The following is a 14,701-nucleotide window of genomic DNA, read 5'->3' on the forward strand; positions in this document are numbered from 1 at the left end:
CCGGCGCTTGACCTTGCCACCGGGGCAAGGTCGATACTGCCGTCATCCCCACGAACCGGAGCCCTTCGATGATCGAACTGACCGTTCCCACCATGACCTGCGGCCACTGCGTCAAGACCGTCACCCGCACCGTTCAGCAGGTCGATCCTGCAGCCCGCGTCGAGACCGACTTGGCGTTGCACCGCGTACGCATCGACTCGGCGCTGGACCCGCACGCCTTTGATGCCGCGCTGGCCGACGAGGGCTATGCGCCCCAGGCCGCGGCCTGAAACTTGCTCGCTGCGCCGGCACGCGGCTGAGGTTTTCCCTGCCCCTGGCGCGTCGGGTGCCGGCCCTAAACTGCCGGTCTTCACACTTGCCGGAGCAAGACAGAATGAAACGAGCATCCTCCGCCGCGCTGACCGCGGTCGCGTTGGCGCTGGGCCTGTGCAGTGCAGGCACCTATGCGCAGACCCTGCGCTGGGCCTCGCAAGGCGACCTGCAGACCCTGGATCCCTACTCGCGCAACGAGTCGTTGACCAACTCGATCAACGGCCAGGTCTACGAGACGCTGACCGGGCGCGACAAGCAGCTCGCGATCGTGCCGATGCTCGCCACCGAATGGCAGCAGACCGGCCCGCTGCAATGGCGCTTCAAGCTGCGCCCGAACGTCAAGTTCCACGATGGCACACCGTTCACCGCCGACGACGTGGTGTTCTCGTTCAAGCGCGCGCAGCAACCCAGCTCGGACATCAAGGTCTACGCCAACGCGATGGGCGAGCCGAAGAAGATCGACAATCTGACGGTCGAGTTCAACCTGAAGGACGTCGACCCGATCTTCCTGCAGCATGCCAACGCCGTGTTCATCATGAGCAAGGCGTGGGCCGAGAAGAACAACGCCACCAAGACCCAGGACTTCAACGCCGGCGAGCAGAGCTACGCCGCGATGAACGCCAACGGCACCGGCCCGTTCATGGTCGTCTCGCGCCAGCCCGACGTGAAGACGGTGTACAAGCGCAACCCGAACTGGTGGGGCAAGTTCGACGGCAACGTGCAGGACGTGATCTACACCCCGATCAAGAGCAACTCGACCCGGGTCGCAGCGCTGATCTCCGGCGAACTCGACGTCGTGCTCGACCCGCCGCCCACCGACACCCCGCGGCTGCGCAACACGCCCGGCGTGAAGGTGATCGACGGCCCCGAGAACCGCATCATCTTCATCGGCATGGACCAGGGCCGCGACGAGCTGCTCTACAGCAGCGTCAAGGGCAAGAACCCGTTCAAGGACCAGCGCGTGCGCCAGGCGCTGTACCAGGCGGTCGACGAGGACAGCATCAAGACCAAGCTGATGCGCGGCCAGGCGGCGCCGACCGGCGCGACCATGGTTTCGCCGATGGGCACCTACAACGACCCGGCGCTCGAGAAGCGCCTGCCGTTCGATCCCGAGGCCTCGAAGAAGCTGCTCGCTTCGGCCGGCTATCCGGACGGCTTCGAGTTCACGCTGGATTGCCCGAACGACCGCTATGTCAACGACGAGGAGATCTGCAAGACGCTCGCGTCGATGTGGTCGAAGATCGGCATGAAGGTGCGCGTCAACGCGATGCCGCGCTCCATCTACTTCGCCAAGCTCGGCAACCTCGACACCTCGATGTACATGCTCGGCTGGGGCGGCTCGGTGACCGACGCCGAGACCACGCTGACGCCGATCTACCGGACCCGCGGGCCGGGGGGCGTCGGCAGCTTCAACTATGGCCAGGTCAACAACCCGAAGATGGACCAACTCGCCGCGCAGTCGAGCAAGGAGGCCGATCCGGTCAAGCGCGAGGCACTGATCAAGGCCGCGATCAAGGAACACAACGACCAGGTGCACCACATCCCGCTGCACCGCCAGTTCATCCCGTGGGCGACGCGCGCCAACGTCGAGGTCGCGCACCGTGCGGACAACTGGCTCGAGTGGGCCTGGATCAAGGTCAATCCGGCCAAGTAAGGGGCCCGTTTCCTTGCGCCTCGCGCTCGTCGCCTGCTGTCTGGTCATCGCGGGCTGCGCCAGCGGCGGTGATTGCAGCAGCCCCTACGCGAACTCCCCGCAATTCAAGAGCTGCCAGTTCGCGAACCCGCCCAACCCGACCACGCCGCCCGGCGCAGGCACCTGGACGATCTGGTCGCGCTTCGTCTTCGCCACCAAGGTCGGTACCGTGCCGGTCGACCCGATCCCGGTGCGGCCGCTGACGGCGGCGCAACTCGATGCGCTCGATCCGCAGGCGAACCACGTCGTGCGCCTCGGCCACTCGTCGCACCTGCTGAAGCTGCGCGGCAAGTTCTGGCTGATCGACCCGGTGTTCGGCGAGCGCGCCTCGCCGGTCGGCTTCGCGGGCCCCAAGCGCTTCCACGCGCCGCCGCTGACGCTGCAGCAGCTGCCGCCGATCGAGGGGCTGATCCTGTCGCACGACCACTACGACCACCTCGACGTGCCGACGATCGAATACCTCGCGCAGCGCGTGCAGCGCTACTTCGTGCCGCTCGGCGTGAAGGCGCGGCTGGTCGAGATGGGCGTGCCGGCCGATCGCGTGCAGGAGTTCGACTGGTGGCAGGGCGCCGCCCATGCCGGCGTGCAGCTCACCGCGACGCCAGCGCAGCACTTCTCCGGCCGCAGCCTGACCGACCGCAACCGCACGCTGTGGGCCTCGTGGGTGATCGAGAGCGGCGGCCAGCGCATCTTCTACAGCGGGGATTCGGGCTACTTCGGCGGCTTCGCGCAGATCGGCGAGCGTTTCGGCGGGTTCGATCTGGCGCTGATGGAGAACGGCGCCTACGACGCCTACTGGCCCGCCGTGCACATGACGCCCGAGGAGTGCGTGCGGGCCTTCACCGACCTGCGCGGCAAGGTGCTGTACTCGGTCCACAACAGCACCTTCGACCTGGCCTTCCACCCCTGGCAGGACCCCCTCGAACGGCTGGCCAACCTCGCGGCCGCGAAGAACATCGAACTCGCGACGCCCGAGATCGGCGAGCCGATGACGGTGGGCGTCTCGCGTGCGAACAGGCGCTGGTGGGTGGGCTTGAAGTAGGCGCGCGCACAGACCGAACGCCCGATCGACCGCAATTCGTCAGCGGAAGTGCTGCAGCATCTGCTCCAGCGCCATCGTGAACGGCATCTGCATCATCGGCAGCGTCAGCAGCATGCCGATCAGGCCGACCGAGACGGTGATCGGGAAGCCGATCGCGAAGATGTTCATCTGCTGCGCGACGCGCGAGATGATCCCGAGCACGAGGTTGACGAACAGCAGCATCGCGATCATCGGCAGCGCGATCCACAGGCCGAGGCGGAACACCTCGGCGCCCCAGACCTGCGGCTGCACCGCGCGCAGGAACGCGAAGGGCTCCGGTCCGACCGGGAAGGCCTGGAAGCTCTGGACCACCGCGGCGATCAGCATCAGGTGCCCGCCGGTCACGATGAACAACCAGCTGACCGAGATGCCGAAGAAGCGGCTCGTCACGGTCGCCTCGCCGCCGGTCATCGGGTTGAAGAAGCCGGCGAAGTTCAGGCCCATCTGCAAGCCGATGACCTCGCCGGCGAACTCGACCGCGCTGAACACGATGCGCACCGCGAACCCGAGCGACAGGCCGATCAGCAGCTGCTGAACGACGGCGAGCAGCGCGATCGACGAATCGAGCGGAATCACCGGCATCGTCGGCAGCGTGGCTTGCGCGCAGAAGGCGATCAGGAACGCGAGCGCGACCCGCACCCGCGCCGGCACGCCGCGCTGCGCGAACACCGGCAGCGCGCCGAACAGCGCCAGCACGCGCAGGAAGGGCCACAGGATCGGCGTGATCCACGCGAGGACCTGGCCCTCGGTGAAGGTCAGCATCGGTGCTAGCCGACGGCGGAGGGGATCGCCTGCAGCGTGCGCTGCAGGTACTCGACCAGCGTCGTCAGCATCCACGGCCCGGCGATCGCGAGCACGACGACCGCGCCGACGACCTTGGGCACGAACGACAGCGTCGCCTCGTGGATCTGCGTCGCGGCCTGGAAGATGCTGACGATCAGGCCGATCGCCAGAACGCTGAGCAGGATCGGTGCCGAGACCAGCAGCAGCATGTAAAGGCCCTGCTGGCCGACGGTGAAGACTTGGGTGGCGTCCATGGGGTCAGGTCGAGAAGCTGGCGGCGAGCGAGCCGAGCAGCAGGTTCCAGCCGTCCGCGAGCACGAATAGCATCAGCTTGAACGGCAGCGCGATCAGCACCGGGCTCAACATCATCATGCCCAGGGACATCAGCACGCTGGCGACGATCATGTCGATGATCAGGAACGGGATGAAGATCAGGAAGCCGATCTGGAACGCGCTCTTCAGTTCGCTCGTCACGAACGCCGGCACCAGCACCTTGAACGGCACGTCGGCGGTCTTGACCGCGGGGTCGACCTTGGCGAGCTTGGCGAACAGCATCACGTCGGCCTGGCGGGTCTGCTTCAGCATGAACGCGCGCATCGGCACCTCGCCGCGCTTTAGCGCCTCGTCGAAGGCGATCTTGTTTTCGCTGTAGGGCTGATACGCCTCGGCATAGACCTTGTCGATCGTCGGGCTCATCACGAAGAAGGTCAGGAACAGGCTCAGGCCGATCACCACCTGATTCGGCGGTGCGGCCTGCGTGCCGATCGCCTGGCGCAGCAGGCTCAGCACGATCACGATCCGGGTGAAGCCGGTCATCAGCAGCAGCACCGCGGGCAGGAAGGACAGCGCGGTGAAGAACAGCAGCGTCTGGATCGGCACCGAGTAGCTGGTGCCGCCTGCGCCCTGGCCGATGACCAACGGCAGCGCCGCGCCGCCGGTGGCCTGCGCTTCAGCCAGCGCCGGAACGGCCGATAGCACCGTGAAGGCGGCGAGCGTGCCGAGGCGGCGCACGCCGGGCGAGAAAGAAGATCGCTCAGCGTTCACCGACCGCCCCCTTGGCCTGGCGGAACTTGCCGAGCAGCTGCGCGAACGCCGGCTGCGTGGCTGCGGGGAGCGCATCGCTCGCGGTGTCGCCTTGCGGCGCCATCGTGTGCAGCGTGGTGATCGATTGGGCCGTGACGCCGAGCACCAGCCAGCGGCGCTCGTCGCCCTGGCCGACCTCGATGGTCACGATGCGCTGGTTCGCCGACAGCGGCAGGGCCGCGATGCTGCGCATGGCGTTGCCCGCCGCGCCGCCGCCCAGCGGGGTGCGCTTGAGCAGCCACAGCGCCGCCGGGATCATCACGATGATCGCGACGAACCACAGCAGCGAAGTGAACGCGCCGGAAGAAGCTTGCATGTCGTGTTCAGCCCCGGCTCAGGCGGCGCATGCGCTCGCTCGGCGTCACGATGTCGGTCAGCCGGATGCCGAACTTGTCGTTGACCACCACGACCTCGCCCTGCGCGATCAGGTAGCCGTTGACCAGCACGTCCATCGGCTCGCCGGCCAGCGCCTCGAGTTCGACGACCGAGCCCTGCGCGAGCTGCAGGATGTGCTTGATCGGAATCCGCGTGCGACCCAGCTCCACGGTGAGCTGGACCGGGATGTCCAGGATCATGTTGATGTCGTTGCCGGCCGTGCTCGCGCCGGTGGGCGCGAAGTTCTGGAACGACGCCGGCGAGATCTGGTCCGCCGCGGCATGCACCTCGGAGGCCGTCTCGGGCTTGGATTCGGCCAGGGCCGCGGCCCATTCGGCGGCCATCGCGTCCGCGTCTTCCTGCGGCGCCGTGTTGTCAGCTGACATGTGAGTCTCCCAGCCAACCCTGTTCGGCGTTGGTCAGCAGTTGATTGACCTTGAGGGCGTACTTGCCGTTCGAGGTGCCGTAGTGGCAATCGAACACCGGCACGCCGACGACCTTGGCCTGGATGGCCTGTTGCAGATCCAGCTCGATGAAATCGCCGACCTTGAGCGACAGCAGCTGCTCGACCGTGGCCGGCGCCTGCGCCAGCTCGGCGATCAGTTCGACGTGTGCCGACTGGATCTGCTGTTTCATCAGGTTGACCCAGCGGCGGTCGGGCTCGGCCGCGTCGCCCTGGATCGTCGAGTACAGCACGTCGCGGATCGGCTCGAGCGTCGCGTACGGGATGCAGAAGTGGATCGTGCCGCTGGTGTCGCCGATCTCCAGCGTGAAGCTGGTCGCGACGACGATCTCGCTCGGCGTCGCGATGTTCGCGAACTGCGGCTGCATCTCCGAGCGCTGGTAGTCGAGCTCGAGCGGGTAGATGCCGGTCCAGGCCTTCTTGTACTCGGCCGTGATCACGTCGACCAGGCGACCGATGATGCGCTGTTCGGTCGGCGAGAAGTCGCGACCTTCGATGCGCGTGTGGTACTTGCCGGCGCCGCCGAACAGCGCGTCGATCACCGCGAACACCAGCGTCGGGTCGCAGACGATCAGCCCCGAGCCGCGCAGCGGCCGCACGCTGACGATGTTGAAGTTGGTCGGCACCACGATCTCGCGCAGGAAGGCGCTGTACTTCTGCACCTTGATGCTGCCGATCGAGATCTCCGGGCTGCGGCGGATGAAGTTGAACAGGCCGATCCGGATGTTGCGGGCGAACCGTTCGTTGATGATCTCCATCGTGGGCATGCGCCCGCGGACGATCCGCTCCTGGCTGGCCAGGTCGTAGTTGCGGATCGCGCCATCGTCGACCGCCTCCTGCTCGAGCTTCTGGCTTTCGCCGGTGATGCCTTGCAGCAGCGCGTCGACTTCGTCTTGCGAAAGAATCTGCTGATTCATGTCACTGCACGATGAAGTTCGAGAAGTGCACGTGCTTGATCGGGTTCGGCTCGGCGTCGGCCTTCTTCTTTTTCTTGGCCTTCTTCTTCGTCGGTGCCGGCACCTCGTCGTCGACGACCTCTTCGCCCTCGGTCTTCTTCGCGGCGGCCGGCTGCTCCGGCTCGTCGACCTCGATGCCCATCGTGCGGGAGGCGTCGCGCAGGATCTCGGCGGCGAGCTCTTCCTTGCCGGTGCGGTCGAGCAGTTCCCTGGAGCTCTTGTGCGCCAGGATCATCAGGATGCCGTTGCGGATCGCCGGCATGAACAGCTTCATCTGTTCGGCGAACTTGGCATCGACCACCTCGATCGTGATGCCGACCTGCGCGTAGCGGTCGGTGTCCTTGTCGGCCAGGTTGACGACGAACGGGTCGAGCGGCAGGAAGGTCGGCGGGTGCTTGAGGTCCGGCTTGTCGCTGTGGTGGGCGGCGTCGGCCTGGGCGGTGGTCTCGTCGCCGTTCTCGGCGGCCTGCGCGGCAGCGCGCTTCTTCATGAAGTACGCGGCCCCGCCGCCCGCGATCAGCAGCACCAGCAGCACGGCCACGGCGATGATGATCAGCTTCTTCTTGCCCTTCTTCGCGGGCACGGCGGCGCCGGCGTTCACGGTGGGGGCAGCGGCAGCGGACATCGTCACTCCTTCGGTTCGCACCGTCTGCGTGACGCGAAACGACTCGCGGCCCACGACGGCATGAAGGAAATTGTGGAAGCGCGGCGCCGGATCGAAGCGGCGATAAGCGGGCGTTTAGGCGCCCAGTAAGGCGCCTGGCGAGGCGGCCGGCCGGGTCGCCTTACGCGAAGGTGTCGACGCCGCCGGCCCGTACCAGGCGGCGCGCGGCCGTGGCCACGCGCTGCAACTCCGGCGCGGCGACAGCGCGGCGCTCCTCGCCGGCACCGTGGTCGCGGGACTCGCCGCCCTCGCGGCGGCCGCCGGCGTGCTGCGAGACACCGCCGCCGGCGAGCGTGAAGCCGGCGTCGCGCAGCGCGCTGGCCAGTTCGGGCAGGCCGGCCTCGATGGCCTGGCGGGTGGCCGCCACGTCGGCGCCGAAATCGATCCGGGCCTGGGTGCCGTCCATCACGATCTGCACCGAGACCGGGCCCATGTCGGCCGGGTTGAGGTGCAGCTCGGCCTCGTGCACGCCGTCGCGCGCCAGCACGCTCAGGCGCAGCCCGAGTTCCTGGGCGAAGTCGGGCGTCTGGACCGGCGCGGCGATGGCCACGGCGGGGGTGGCGGCGCGGGGCGTGGTGTCGGGCGCCGCGATGGCGGCCGCGCTGCTGGCGCCCATCGCGTCGGCGCCGCGAACGGCACCGCGCTCGGCTGCGACCGGTTTCTCCGCCGCGCGCTGCTCGGCCAGCGCGGCGGCGAATGGGGCGGTCGCCGGCAGATCGGTAGTGCGGACGTGCGGCGTGGCGGGTTCGGCGTCGCGCTCGGTGACCGGGCCCCTGGCATGGCGCGCGCGACCGAGGCCGTCGGTGGCGGCTTCCGGCGGGGCGTCCTTCAACGTGGCGTCGGCATGGTCCGCGTCGCCCGGGCCGGGGGCAGCCGGCGCGTTGGGCAGGCGTTGCTGATCGGCCAGCCAGTGCATCACGCTCGGGTCGATCGGCGCGGGCGTCGGGTCGGCATGGCCGGGCGTTGTCGCGGCGTCGTCGGTCGCGGCCGCGGCAGCCTCGGCGCGGGCCGAGCCCGGCGCCGCATGGGCGCTGGCCGGCGGCGCGGCGCGGTTCGCGTCGCCGCGGCCTTCCGCGGCGCGCAGCCTGGTGCGTTGCAGCGCGCGGGCGCGGCCCGCGGTGTCGGCCTCCGGCGCCGCGTCGCTGGCTTCGGCGGTCGAAGCGTCGTCGTGCTCGGGGGGCGACTCGGGTGCCTTGGCTTTCGGCGCGTCGTGGGCCGGAACGGCCGCCTGCGGCGCCGGTGCAGGGGGTGTGGCCGGCATCGGCGGCGCGACGTTCCGGCTCTGTCGGAGCAGCGACGCGAAACCGGCGGGATCGCTGCTGGCGCTCGTCAGCGGCAGGTCGGCCGGCGTCGTGCCGGTGCGCAGGGAGGCGGGGTGCATGGTCAGCATGAGGTTCGTTCCGGGCTCACATCAAGGGGGCGGGGCGGGTCGCGCCGATGCGCGTCCAGGCCGCGCGGCTGGCCGCTTCGTCGGTCTGTTTCTGGTCGCGGCGTTCGAGCTGCAGGCGCTGCTCGGCGAGCCGCCGTTCGATCAGCTTGCGCACCGAGGCACAACGCAGTTCGGCCTCGCGCACCGCGAGCACCGCGCGTTCCGCGCCTTGCGTTGCGTGCTCGGCGATCCGTGTCTGCTGCTCCACGGCCAGCGTCAACCGCTCCATGAAGCTCTGGTAGCAGTGCACCAGCTCGATCTTGCCTTCGCGCTTGAACTGCGTGCCCCAGCGCTGCTCGTAGTCGCGCCGGTAGTGGCGCAGCTGCTCGGCCTGCGCTTTGGCGGCTTCGGCGGCGCCCTGTGCGCGCTGCTGTTCGGCGAGCGCCGCGTCGCGCTGGCGCTCGTTCTGGCCCAGGAGGATCGTCAGCGTCTGGATGTCGGTCACGGGGTTCTCTGGTTCAAGCCGCGATCACCGCGCGCAGGTGCTGGACGCTGTTGCCGATCGCCGCGCTCTCGTGCATGCCTTGCTGCAGCAGCGCGACCATCGGCTGGTGCAGGCGCACCGCGGTGTCGAGTTCGGCGTCGTGCCCCGGCGCGTAGGCGCCGAGCTGGATCAGGTCGCGGGCCTTGTTGTGGCGTGCATGCAGCTGGCGGAAGCGCCGTGCGGCTTCGACGTGCTCGCTGCTGGCGACGCTGGTCATCACCCGCGACACCGATTTCTCGATGTCGATCGCGGGGTAGTGGCCGGCCTCGGCCAGCTCGCGCGACAGCACGATGTGGCCGTCCAGGATGCCGCGCGCCGCATCGGCGATCGGGTCCTGCTGGTCGTCGCCTTCGCTGAGCACGGTGTAGAACGCGGTGATCGAGCCGCCGCCCTTCAGGCCGTTGCCGCTGCGCTCGACGAGCTGCGGCAGCTTCGCGAAGCAGCTCGGCGGGTAGCCCTTGGTCGCGGGCGGCTCGCCGATCGCCAGGGCGATCTCGCGCTGCGCCATCGCATAGCGGGTGAGCGAATCCATCAGCAACAGCACGTTCTGGCCGCGGTCGCGGAAGTGTTCGGCGATCACGGTGGCGTAGTTGGCGCCCTGCATGCGCACCAGCGGCGGCGCGTCGGCCGGGGCGGCCACGACGACCGAGCGGCGCATGCCTTCCTCGCCGAGGATGTCCTCGATGAATTCCTTCACTTCGCGGCCGCGCTCGCCGATCAGCCCGACGACGATCACGTCGGCCGCGGTGTAGCGCGCCATCATGCCGAGCAGCACCGACTTGCCCACGCCGGTGCCGGCGAACAGGCCGATGCGCTGGCCGCGGCCGACGGTGAGCATCGCGTTGATCGCGCGCACGCCGGTGTCCAGCGGGATGCGCACCGGGTCGCGGTCCATCGCGTTGATCGGGCGGCGGGTCAGCGGCTCCTTGTGCACATGGTCGATCGGGCCCTTGCGGTCCATCGGATGGCCGTGCGAGTCGACGACGCGGCCGAGCAGGCCGTCGCCGACCGGCAGGTGCAGCGTGCGGTCCTCGTTGCGGCGCCACGGGTGGCGCGCGGCGCCGAGCTTCATCGGCACGACCGGCGAGGGCCGCGGCACGACGCGCGCGCCGCTGGCCAGGCCGGTCACGTCGCCGGTAGGCATCAGGTAGGCGCGGTCGCCCGAGAAGCCGACAACCTCGGCGATCACCGGCGACTGGCCTTCCATGCGCACTTCGCAGACCGAGCCGACCGGCACGCGGATGCCGGCCGCCTCGAGCACCAGCCCGGTCACGCGGACCAGCAGGCCCTGCGTCTCGAGGCGCACCTTGTCGGCCGAGAAGCTGCGCAAGTCGGCGAGGTAGCGTTGCCACTTGTCGGCGGCGGTGGGCGGCACGGCGCCCGCTTGCGGCATCGAGGTCATGCGTCGGTGTCCGGTTCGACCGGCTCGGTCGCGTCCCAGCCTTCGTCGCAGCCCAGCGACGCGGCAGCGCGGCGCCAGCGGGTCTCGAGCGTCGCGTCGATCACGCCGATGTCGGATTCGACCAGCACGCCGCCGCGCGCCATTGTCGCGTCGGACAGCAGCCGCGCGCCGCGGGCGGCCAGCACCTCGGCCGCGCCCTGCGCGACGAACGGGTGATCGTCGGGGTGGACGCGCAGCGTGATGTGCTTCGCGCTGAGCAGCAGCGTGTCGATGGCTTCCTGCGCCACCGCGGCGACCAGCGCCGGGTTCGACGCGAGCTCGCTGCGCACGATCTGGCGCGCCAGGTGCGTCGCCGAGATCGCCAGCGTGCGGGCCATGTCCTGCTGCAGCCCGCCGAGTTCATCGCCGAGCGATTGCAGCAGTGCGCCGATCTGCGCGGTGGTCTGCGCGGCGTAGCTCTGCTTGAAGGCGTCGAGCGCGACGAGGCCGTCGCGGTAGCCGTCCTGGTAGCCGGCCTGGCGCGCAGCGCGCAGCTGCGCGGCGAGCTGGGCCGCCACGTCGGGCTTCGGGGCGTCGTCGGGTGCACGCCGCACGTTGGCCTGCGGCGGCGGGCCGCCGGCCAGATCGCCCGGTTGCCAGGCCTTGACGTCGTTCAGTTCCTCGCGCGGGATGAAGCGGGCGTAGGCGCGGGCCGCGTCGTTCGGCGACGGGATGTTCTTGGCGCCGCGGAACGGGTCACGCGGTTCAGAGGAAGTCATCGTCGCCTCCGCCGCTCAGCACGATCTGGCCTTCGTCGGCCAGGCGGCGCACGACCTTCAGCATTTCCTTCTGCTCGGCCTCGACCTCCGAAACCCGCACCGGGCCGCGCGATTCGAGGTCCTCGCGCAGCGTCTCGGCGGCGCGGGTGGACATGTTCTTGAACACCTTCTCGCGCATCTCCGGCGTCGCCCCCTTCAGCGCGATCACCAGCGATTCGCTCTGCACTTCCTTCAGCAGCGCCTGGATGCCCTTGTCGTCGATCTTCTCGAGATCGTCGAACGTGAACATGTTGTCCATGATCTTCTGCGCCAGATCGTTGTCGGCTTCGCGGATGTAGTCGAGCACCGCGGTCTCGACGCTGGTGCCCATCAGGTTGATCATCTCGGCCGCGGCCTTGACGCCGCCCAGCGTGGTCTTGCGGGTGCGCTCGCCGCCGGCGAGCACGCGGCCCATCACCTCGTTCAGGTCCTTCAGGGCCGAGGGCTGGATGCCGTCGAGCGTGGCGACCCGAACCAGAACTTCATTGCGCTGGCGCTCGGAAAAGGTCTTGAGCACATCGGCCGCGTGGTCGAAATCGAGGTGCACGAGGATCGCCGCGACGATCTGCGGGTGCTCGATGCGCAGCAGCTCGCCGACCGAGGTCGGGTCCATCCACTTCAGGCTCTCGATGCCCGCCGTGTCGCCGCCGCCCTGCATGATCCGGTCGATCAGCAGGTTGGCCTTGTCGTCGCCCAGCGCCTTGCGCAGCACCGACTTGACGTACTCGTCGGTGTCGCTGACCAGCATGCTTTGATCGGCGGCGGAGTTGTTGAACATCTCCAGCACGCCGTCGACGCGCTCGCGCGAGATCGACTTCATCTTCTGGATCGTCTCGCCCAGGCCCTGCACTTCCTTCGGCGTCAGGTGCTTGAAGACGCCGGCGGCTTCTTCCTCGCCCAGCGACATCAGCAGGATCGCTGCGTTTTCCAGACCCGTGTCGTCCACCGTACTGCTCCTTGTGTTCTTGTTCGATGCCGTCAGCTCTTGGCCGCGACGGTCTCGCCGCTGACCCAGCCGCGCACGATGCCCGCCACCGCGGCCGGGTTGTCCTTGGCGAGCGCCTTCGCGTTCGCGAGGTGCTCCACGCTCTTCGGGGCCGGCAGGGCGGGCAGGTCCTGCGCGTCGTCGACGACCGCGCTCAGCTTGGCGCCGGGAGCGGGCGCCGGCGGCGGCGCGAGCGCGGCCTTCAGGGCCGGGCGCACCAGGCCGAAGAACACCAGCAGCGCGACCAGCGCCAGGCCGGCAGGCACCGCCAGGCTGCGCAGCGTGTCGATCACGTCCGGGTTCTTCCACAGCGGCACGTCGACCGTGTTGACCGGCTCGACCTTGAACGGCGCGTTGATCACCTTGACCGAATCGCCGCGCTCCTGCTTGAAGCCGATGCTCTCGCGCACCAGCGCGGTCAGCTTGTCGATCTCCTCGGTCGACAGCGGCACCTGGGTGGTCTTGCCCTTGGCGTCGGTGACCGAGCGGTTGTTGACCACGACCGCGGCGTTCAGGCGCTTGACGTTGCCGCTGGCGTTGCGCGTGACGCGCACGGTCTTGTCGACCTCGTAGTTGGTGGTCGCATCACGCCGGCCGCTGGCACCGGCGCCGGCGGTGGCGCCCTGCGCGGTCTGCAGCGGCTGCGAGGCGCCGGTCAGCGGCGCGGTGGCGGCCACCGGCGGCTGGTTGGAGGCCGCACCCGGCACGCCGCTGGGCTGCGCGCCGGCGCCGCCGGGTTGCTCGGAGACCTGCTGGCTGCGGATCGAGACCTTGGCCTCGGCGCCCTGGTTGGGCTTGAATTCTTCCGAGGTCGCCTCGGTCTGCGAGAAGTCGATGTCGGCGGCGACCGTGGCGCGCAGGTTGTCGCGGCCGACGATCGGCTCCAGCAGTTCGAGGATGCGCTTCGAGTAGCCGCTTTCGATCTGGTTGACGTACTGCAGCTGCTGCGCGTCGAGCCCCGCCGAAGGCTGGCCGTCGCCGCCGCTGGTCAGCAGCGCGCCGGTCTGGTCGAGCACGCTGACCGACTTCGGGTCCAGCTCGGGCACGCTGCTGGAGACCAGGTGGACGATGCCGGCGACCTGCGCACGGTCGAGCGAGCGGCCGGGGTGCAGCGTCAGCAGCACCGACGCGCTGGGCTTCTGCTGCTCGCGGAAGAAGCCGTTCTGGTTCGGCAGCGCCAGGTGGACGCGGGCGTTCTGGACCGCGGCCATCGAGGTGATCGAGCGGGTCAGTTCGCCTTCGAGACCGCGCTGCGCGGTCAGGCGCTCCTGGAACTGCGTCTGGCCGAAGCGGGCGCTGTCCATCAGCTCGTAGCCCGAGACCGAGCCTTTCGGCAGGCCCGCGGTCGCGAGCTTCAGGCGCAGGTCGTGCACCTGCAGCGCCGGCACCAGGATCGCCGCGCCGCCTTCGCTCATGCGGTAGGGCACGTTCATCTGCGACAGCTGGGCGATGACCGCGCCGCCATCCTTGTCGGACAGGTTCGCGTACAGCACCTTGAAGTCGCCCTTGCTGCTCCACATCGTCATCGCCAGCACCACCCCGGCCAGCGCCGCCACGCCCAGCGCCATGCTGAGCTTGCTTCGCATCGGCAGCGCGGCCATGCGGCCGGCGAAGCTCGCCGGTTCGACGAGCGGGAGAGCGGGGTTGATGGCGACTGCGTCGTTCATGGGTCGTCAGGTTCCGTTCCGGGGCGGAGTTGCCCTGGTTGAAAGCGATTGTTCGGGAACTTGACCCCGACGAAAGGGGCGAACAGCCGGACAAAGCCGCCTCAGTTCCCGACTTGGCGCCGGCCCGGTCTGCCTACGATGGCGACATCCCCAATCACGGGAGCACGCCTCATGAACGTCACCCTCAAACCCTTCGATTTCGCCCAGGCCGTCGCCCGCGCCGGCCTGGCCACGAACGGCCAGCCGCTCCACAAGAGCGGCCCAGTCGAGGGCGCCGGCTTCCAGCACGCGCTGAGCCAGGCGCTGGGCGCGGTGAGCAAGTCGCAGACCGATGCGACCGCGATGCAGCGCGAGGTGCAACTCGACAACCCGACCGTCAGCATCGAGCAGACCATGGTCGCGATGCAGAAGGCCCAGATCGGCTTCCAGGCGACGCTGCAGGTGCGCAACAAGATGGTCCAGGCCTATTCCGACATCATGTCGATGCAGGTGTAGGATACGGGGAAATACTTCGCTATATAGGTAGG

General features: G+C 69.0%; 17 protein-coding genes. 4 read left to right on the plus strand and 13 right to left on the minus strand.

Translation table 11 applies throughout. From position 1 onward, the window contains the following. Positions 1-68 precede the first annotated feature (68 nt). From ACWH49_RS16715 to ACWH49_RS16725, 3 genes are all read left to right on the plus strand, one after another. Positions 69-269, plus strand: coding sequence for a heavy-metal-associated domain-containing protein (locus ACWH49_RS16715; protein WP_448172483.1), 201 nt, complete (start codon positions 69-71; stop codon positions 267-269). A gap of 104 nt (positions 270-373) precedes the next feature. Then, positions 374-1,966, plus strand: coding sequence for an ABC transporter substrate-binding protein (locus ACWH49_RS16720; RefSeq protein WP_448172484.1), 1,593 nt, complete (start codon positions 374-376; stop codon positions 1,964-1,966). Between the two features lie 13 nt (positions 1,967-1,979). Continuing rightward, positions 1,980-3,047, plus strand: coding sequence for an MBL fold metallo-hydrolase (locus tag ACWH49_RS16725; RefSeq protein ID WP_448172485.1), 1,068 nt, complete (start codon positions 1,980-1,982; stop codon positions 3,045-3,047). 39 nt (positions 3,048-3,086) lie between these two features. On the opposite strand, the gene fliR is transcribed toward ACWH49_RS16725, so the two are convergent. The 13 genes from fliR to fliF form a co-directional block, all read right to left on the minus strand. Next, positions 3,087-3,848 (minus strand): flagellar biosynthetic protein FliR, encoded by a 762-nt coding sequence (gene fliR / locus ACWH49_RS16730; protein ID WP_448172486.1) that lies wholly within the window; start codon positions 3,846-3,848, stop codon positions 3,087-3,089. Positions 3,849-3,853: 5 nt separating this feature from the next. Continuing rightward, positions 3,854-4,123 (minus strand): flagellar biosynthesis protein FliQ, encoded by a 270-nt coding sequence (gene fliQ / locus ACWH49_RS16735; RefSeq protein WP_448172487.1) that lies wholly within the window; start codon positions 4,121-4,123, stop codon positions 3,854-3,856. 4 nt (positions 4,124-4,127) lie between these two features. Then, entirely contained in the window at positions 4,128-4,880 is a 753-nt protein-coding gene (gene fliP / locus ACWH49_RS16740; protein WP_448174359.1) for a flagellar type III secretion system pore protein FliP, read from the minus strand. A gap of 22 nt (positions 4,881-4,902) precedes the next feature. Continuing rightward, a complete protein-coding gene (locus tag ACWH49_RS16745; protein ID WP_448172488.1) occupies positions 4,903-5,268 on the minus strand; it encodes a FliO/MopB family protein in 366 nt (121 codons plus the stop codon). A gap of 7 nt (positions 5,269-5,275) precedes the next feature. Continuing rightward, on the minus strand, positions 5,276-5,713 hold the full coding sequence (gene fliN / locus ACWH49_RS16750; RefSeq protein WP_448172489.1) for a flagellar motor switch protein FliN: 438 nt from the start codon (positions 5,711-5,713) through the stop codon (positions 5,276-5,278). Beyond that, on the minus strand, positions 5,703-6,707 hold the full coding sequence (gene fliM / locus ACWH49_RS16755) for a flagellar motor switch protein FliM (RefSeq protein ID WP_448172490.1): 1,005 nt from the start codon (positions 6,705-6,707) through the stop codon (positions 5,703-5,705). Before fliM ends, fliN begins: the two co-directional genes overlap by 11 nt. 1 nt (position 6,708) lies before the next feature. Further along, positions 6,709-7,371, minus strand: a complete 663-nt coding sequence (locus ACWH49_RS16760) for a flagellar basal body-associated FliL family protein (protein WP_448172491.1) — start codon at positions 7,369-7,371, stop codon at positions 6,709-6,711. A gap of 160 nt (positions 7,372-7,531) precedes the next feature. Continuing rightward, a complete protein-coding gene (locus ACWH49_RS16765) occupies positions 7,532-8,800 on the minus strand; it encodes a flagellar hook-length control protein FliK (protein ID WP_448172492.1) in 1,269 nt (422 codons plus the stop codon). A 16-nt stretch (positions 8,801-8,816) separates the two neighbouring features. Further along, positions 8,817-9,284 (minus strand): flagellar export protein FliJ, encoded by a 468-nt coding sequence (locus ACWH49_RS16770; RefSeq protein WP_448172493.1) that lies wholly within the window; start codon positions 9,282-9,284, stop codon positions 8,817-8,819. A 13-nt stretch (positions 9,285-9,297) separates the two neighbouring features. After that, a complete protein-coding gene (gene fliI, locus ACWH49_RS16775) occupies positions 9,298-10,725 on the minus strand; it encodes a flagellar protein export ATPase FliI (protein WP_448172494.1) in 1,428 nt (475 codons plus the stop codon). Continuing rightward, positions 10,722-11,483 carry a FliH/SctL family protein gene (locus tag ACWH49_RS16780; protein ID WP_448172495.1) on the minus strand — a complete coding sequence of 254 codons (762 nt, stop codon included), beginning with the start codon at positions 11,481-11,483 and terminating at the stop codon, positions 10,722-10,724. The genes fliI and ACWH49_RS16780 overlap by 4 nt, the downstream gene beginning before the upstream one ends. Beyond that, entirely contained in the window at positions 11,470-12,468 is a 999-nt protein-coding gene (gene fliG, locus ACWH49_RS16785) for a flagellar motor switch protein FliG (RefSeq protein ID WP_056462145.1), read from the minus strand. Before fliG ends, ACWH49_RS16780 begins: the two co-directional genes overlap by 14 nt. A gap of 32 nt (positions 12,469-12,500) precedes the next feature. Then, positions 12,501-14,174 carry a flagellar basal-body MS-ring/collar protein FliF gene (fliF, locus tag ACWH49_RS16790; protein ID WP_448172496.1) on the minus strand — a complete coding sequence of 558 codons (1,674 nt, stop codon included), beginning with the start codon at positions 14,172-14,174 and terminating at the stop codon, positions 12,501-12,503. A 171-nt stretch (positions 14,175-14,345) separates the two neighbouring features. Here fliF and fliE point away from each other — a divergent pair, with 171 nt between their 5' ends. Next, on the plus strand, positions 14,346-14,669 hold the full coding sequence (gene fliE / locus ACWH49_RS16795; RefSeq protein ID WP_056462150.1) for a flagellar hook-basal body complex protein FliE: 324 nt from the start codon (positions 14,346-14,348) through the stop codon (positions 14,667-14,669). Positions 14,670-14,701: the final 32 nt, after the last annotated feature.

This window comes from Rhizobacter fulvus (assembly GCF_964020785.1).

Coding starts and splice junctions, on each gene's coding strand:
- ACWH49_RS16715 (WP_448172483.1), top strand. CDS start 69: ATGATCGAACTGACCGTTCCCACCATGACCTGCGGCCACTGCGTCAAG.
- ACWH49_RS16720 (WP_448172484.1), top strand. CDS start 374: ATGAAACGAGCATCCTCCGCCGCGCTGACCGCGGTCGCGTTGGCGCTG.
- fliR (WP_448172486.1), bottom strand. CDS start 3,848: ATGCTGACCTTCACCGAGGGCCAGGTCCTCGCGTGGATCACGCCGATC.
- fliQ (WP_448172487.1), bottom strand. CDS start 4,123: ATGGACGCCACCCAAGTCTTCACCGTCGGCCAGCAGGGCCTTTACATG.
- ACWH49_RS16745 (WP_448172488.1), bottom strand. CDS start 5,268: ATGCAAGCTTCTTCCGGCGCGTTCACTTCGCTGCTGTGGTTCGTCGCG.
- fliN (WP_448172489.1), bottom strand. CDS start 5,713: ATGTCAGCTGACAACACGGCGCCGCAGGAAGACGCGGACGCGATGGCC.
- fliM (WP_448172490.1), bottom strand. CDS start 6,707: ATGAATCAGCAGATTCTTTCGCAAGACGAAGTCGACGCGCTGCTGCAA.
- ACWH49_RS16760 (WP_448172491.1), bottom strand. CDS start 7,371: ATGTCCGCTGCCGCTGCCCCCACCGTGAACGCCGGCGCCGCCGTGCCC.
- ACWH49_RS16765 (WP_448172492.1), bottom strand. CDS start 8,800: ATGCTGACCATGCACCCCGCCTCCCTGCGCACCGGCACGACGCCGGCC.
- fliI (WP_448172494.1), bottom strand. CDS start 10,725: ATGACCTCGATGCCGCAAGCGGGCGCCGTGCCGCCCACCGCCGCCGAC.
- ACWH49_RS16780 (WP_448172495.1), bottom strand. CDS start 11,483: ATGACTTCCTCTGAACCGCGTGACCCGTTCCGCGGCGCCAAGAACATC.
- fliF (WP_448172496.1), bottom strand. CDS start 14,174: ATGAACGACGCAGTCGCCATCAACCCCGCTCTCCCGCTCGTCGAACCG.
- fliE (WP_056462150.1), top strand. CDS start 14,346: ATGAACGTCACCCTCAAACCCTTCGATTTCGCCCAGGCCGTCGCCCGC.